General features: G+C 46.1%; 2 protein-coding genes. One reads left to right on the top strand and one right to left on the bottom strand.

Features of this window, described 5'->3' with window-relative positions:
* Positions 1-647, top strand: a 647-nt coding sequence (locus tag EGI32_RS10730; protein ID WP_255155389.1) for a hypothetical protein, incomplete at its 5' end; no start/stop codon positions are given.
* A gap of 383 nt (positions 648-1,030) precedes the next feature.
* Here EGI32_RS10730 and EGI32_RS10725 read toward each other — a convergent pair.
* Positions 1,031-1,546, bottom strand: coding sequence for a transposase (locus EGI32_RS10725; RefSeq protein ID WP_255155388.1), 516 nt, complete (start codon positions 1,544-1,546; stop codon positions 1,031-1,033).
* Positions 1,547-3,314 lie beyond the last annotated feature (1,768 nt).

Here is a 3,314-nt window from a genome sequence, read left to right as displayed (position 1 = left end):
TGGAGGGCCCTGAGGACAGAATATATTTTTCGGTACTTCTAAATTATTTTATGCAGAAGGGAGAAATCTCGCTCAACACAGATCTTTTGTCAATAATTGATTCTGGATCATTGTCGAATATGCCTGCGATGGTACAGATTTTGGTAGACGAAAACAGACCAATGTTTGTATTGGTGGACAATGACGACAGCAACGCCTTGAATAGAATACGGGCAAAAGAAAAAGTAGTTAACAACAAATATATGCTGAATGTTGGAACTATAACTGATATAAATAGTGATGCGATAGCGATTGAAGATCTATTACCGAAAGATGTGTATGTGGCAGCCGTCAACAATTATCTGCAATTTTTGTTAAATGAAAAAAGTATTGCGTTAAAAAAGGCGGACGTTGGATTTGTACAAATTGAAATCGGTGAAGGAAATAAGCGTTCAGTATTGGTGGCTGCTGAGATTTTAAAGTTTTATACAGACCCAGAAGGAAAAGAACTAGATAAAAAAGTACCAATATCGAAAGTTGGGATTGCGCATGAATTTGAAAAACTACTTGAGCAGCCAGATGACTTAGGTGATGCTAAAGCGATGGCAATATGTCTAAGACTAGTGGAGGTGGTCGCGAAGAATTTACAAATAATGAACGTTCGTTAAATACCAAGCGAAATTCAGTTTGGATAACCCGCTGTTATTGCAGTAAAATATTCGGCCATCACAACGCCCCGGCATGGCGTCCTCGCCAGCCGGTCAACATTAATGAAATATCGATCAACTGGAATCGTGGCTGGCCGGGAGGCCACGCCCCGGCGTTCGAGGCGGGAAGTTGGCTAATGTGGTTAGGTTGTAAAAGCATTACTTCTCTTCGCCTTGATCCGCAGCTATTTTCGCTGTAGTTGGTTGCCATACGCTCAACCATTACAACGCCCCGGCGTGGCGTCCCGCCAGCAGGTCGACATTTGAAAACCCACAAGCTAAAGAGAAGCATCGTGGCTGGCCGGGAGGCCACGCCACGGCGAAGGGAAGTTAGATAGTCAATTTCAGTACTTATTCAACATATCAAAACAATCCGTTCCATCATAATAAAATCTCGCCGAAGAATAACAATACTCTTCGGGATATTTACATAACCCAGCCTTCACCGGATTGCTATGAATATAATCCAGCTTCTGTTGAAAAACCGCAGGCGTAAAAAGTTCAATTCCCAATGATCGCCGTTTCCAGAATTGATACATCCTGTCTTCCGCATTTACGCGAAATTGCTCCAACAACTGCGGATCATTTTTTATCAAATATTTTTTAAGCTGATGTGCTGTAAAGCTGAGAAAACTTTGCTCAATTTTTTCAATAGTATGTCCATGCATCGCCTGCCAGATAAGATGAAGGTGATTCGACATGATAACAAAACCGTTGATAATTACTTTACGGGATCTTGTAAAGTGTTGTAAACTTTCAATTAATATATTTTTAGCTTCATCCTTTTCGAATAGAGGAAGCCAATTGTATGCGGTTGCGGTGAAGAATTGGGGCCACGCTTCGGGATATAAAATAGTCATTGGCTAAAGTATAAACGGATTGTTTTTTAACCATGGGAAAAACAACAGCGGATTGGAAGAAAATAACCATTTTATTTTGTGCTCGTGGCTGGCGGGGACGCTATGCCACGGCGTTCGGGGAGGGACGTATTTCAGGTTAGTTACATTGTAATCCTTCATTTATTGAGTCGCCCCGGCATGGCGTCCCCGCCAGCCGGTCAATAAAACGAAGTAGCAAATCGAGAATGGAATCGTGGCTGGCCAGGAGGCCACGCCACGGCGTTCAAGAAGGGAAGTATTTTAAATTAGTAATAATAATAGCAGTAATTACCCCTCGTAAGTCGCCCCGGCGTGGCGTCCCCGCCAGCCGGTCAATAAAACGAAGTAGCAAATCGAGAATGGAATCGTGGCTGGCCAGGAGGCCACGCCACGGCGTTCAAGAAGGGAAGTATTTTAAATTAGTAATAATAATAGCAGTAATTACCCCTCGTAAGTCGCCCCGGCGTGGCGTCCCCGCCAGCCGGTCAATAAAACGAAGTAGCAAATCGAGAATGGAATCGTGGCTGGCCAGGAGGCCACGCCACGGCGTTCAAGAAGGGAAGTATTTTAAATTAGTAATAATAATAGCAGTAATTACCCCTCGTAAGTCGCCCCGGCGTGGCGTCCCCGCCAGCCGGTCAATAAAACGAAGTAGCAAATCGAGAATGGAATCGTGGCTGGCCAGGAGGCCACGCCACGGCGTTCAAGAAGGGAAGTATTTTAAATTAGTAATAATAATAGCAGTAATTACCCCTCGTAAGTCGCCCCGGCGTGGCGTCCCCGCCAGCCGGTCAATAAAACGAAGTAGCAAATCGAGAATGGAATCGTGGCTGGCCAGGAGGCCACGCCACGGCGTTCAAGAAGGGAAGTATTTTAAATTAGTAATAATAATAGCAGTAATTACCCCTCGTAAGTCGCCCCGGCGTGGCGTCCCCGCCAGCCGGTCAATAAAACGAAGTAGCAAATCGAGAATGGAATCGTGGCTGGCCAGGAGGCCACGCCACGGCGTTCAAGAAGGGAAGTATTTTAAATTAGTAATAATAATAGCAGTAATTACCCCTCGTAAGTCGCCCCGGCGTGGCGTCCCCGCCAGCCGGTCAATAAAACGAAGTAGCAAATCGAGAATGGAATCGTGGCTGGCCAGGAGGCCACGCCACGGCGTTCAAGAAGGGAAGTATTTTAAATTAGTAATAATAATAGCAGTAATTACCCCTCGTAAGTCGCCCCGGCGTGGCGTCCCCGCCAGCCGGTCAATAAAACGAAGTAGCAAATCGAGAATGGAATCGTGGCTGGCCAGGAGGCCACGCCACGGCGTTCAAGAAGGGAAGTATTTTAAATTAGTAATAATAATAGCAGTAATTACCCCTCGTAAGTCGCCCCGGCGTGGCGTCCCCGCCAGCCGGTCAATAAAACGAAGTAGCAAATCGAGAATGGAATCGTGGCTGGCCAGGAGGCCACGCCACGGCGTTCAAGAAGGGAAGTATTTTAAATTAGTAATAATAATAGCAGTAATTACCCCTCGTAAGTCGCCCCGGCGTGGCGTCCCCGCCAGCCGGTCAATAAAACGAAGTAGCAAATCGAGAATGGAATCGTGGCTGGCCAGGAGGCCACGCCACGGCGTTCAAGAAGGGAAGTATTTTAAATTAGTAATAATAATAGCAGTAATTACCCCTCGTAAGTCGCCCCGGCGTGGCGTCCCCGCCAGCCGGTCAATAAAACGAAGTAGCAAATCGAGAATGGAATCGTGGCT

Source organism: Ferruginibacter sp. HRS2-29 (assembly GCF_024343615.1).
In the GTDB taxonomy this organism is placed as follows: domain Bacteria; phylum Bacteroidota; class Bacteroidia; order Chitinophagales; family Chitinophagaceae; genus Ferruginibacter.
This window is presented reverse-complemented; position numbering and strand designations above follow the sequence as displayed.

Coding starts and splice junctions, on each gene's coding strand:
- EGI32_RS10725 (WP_255155388.1), bottom strand. CDS start 1,546: ATGACTATTTTATATCCCGAAGCGTGGCCCCAATTCTTCACCGCAACC.